At 43.4% G+C, this 1211-nt stretch carries 1 protein-coding gene; it reads left to right on the plus strand.

The genetic code is table 11. The annotated features are described in order from the left end of the window. A partial coding sequence (locus DB41_RS10475) for a leucine-rich repeat domain-containing protein (protein ID WP_202965101.1) occupies positions 1–1211 on the plus strand: 1211 nt, incomplete at both ends.

Genomic DNA, 1211 nt, shown 5'->3' on the forward strand with positions numbered 1-1211 from the left:
GTGCAGTTCCTTCCTTATTTAGCGTCTGTAAAAGATGGCATCATCTGCTGGCTTCTGAAGCGATGCCTTCTCTTTATAAAAAAATAGCACAGCTTCATTTCCCCACGAAGAATGCCAGTACCCCGCGAACTCTTATGCTAGCTAAAGTTTATCAACTCAATCCTGGACTTACCTCTACTGAAAAAGTTTATCAAGTTTTTAAACAAGTTTTTACCTTAGCTAAATCTATTTCTCCTTTGGAATTTAAATGGAAAACAGAAGAAAAAAGAGGCTTAACGCTGGCTAATTACTCTTCTTATCTCTTAAATATTAATCGCCTTTTACTTTGGAGAAAACTTCCTGGTGGGGAAGAATATTTGAAACGAGAAGAAATTAAGCACTTGCCTCTAGAAAAAAAAGGGGAGCTTTTTAGAGATTGGATTGAAGAAAATTGTAAAAGCATCACGGCTTTAAAATTATCTGGAGCAGGCTTGACTTATTTACCCCCAGAAATTGGGCAGCTGTCTCAGCTGCAAAGGCTTTACTTAAATCAAAACCAGCTCACCTCTCTACCTGGAGAAATCGGGCAATTGTCTCAGCTGACACAGCTTTTCTTAAATCAAAACCAGCTCACCAGCCTTCCTGCAGAAATCGGGCAGCTGTCTCAGCTGCAATATCTTTACTTAGATCAAAACCAGCTCACCAGCCTTCCTGCAGAAATCGGGCAGCTGTCTAAGCTGCAAACCCTTGACTTAAATCAAAACCAGCTCACCGCTCTGCCTATAGAAATAGGTCAATTGTCTCAGCTGCGAGCGCTTGAATTAAATCAGAACCAGCTCACCAGCCTGCCTACAGAAATCGGGCGGTTGTCTCAGCTGGAAGTGCTTAAGTTAAAGCAAAACCAGCTCACCAGCCTGCCTGCAGGAATAGGTCAATTGTCTCAGCTACAATTGCTTGAATTAAATCAAAACCAGCTCACCAGTCTGCCTGCAGGAATAGGTCAATTGTCTCAGCTGCAAGAGCTTTACTTAAGTCAAAACCAGCTCACCACTCTGCCTGTAGGAATCGGGCAATTGTCTCAGCTGAAAGGGCTTGATTTAAGCCAAAATCAGCTCTTCAGCCTTCCTGCAGAAGTCGGGCAATTGTCTGAGCTGCAAGGGCTTTACTTAAATCAGAACCAGCTCACCAGCCTGCCTGCAGAAATCGGGCAGCTGTCTGAGCTGCAAACGCTT

Origin of the sequence: Neochlamydia sp. TUME1, from assembly GCF_000813645.1 — a bacterium.
Classification (GTDB): Bacteria; Chlamydiota; Chlamydiia; order Chlamydiales; family Parachlamydiaceae; genus Neochlamydia.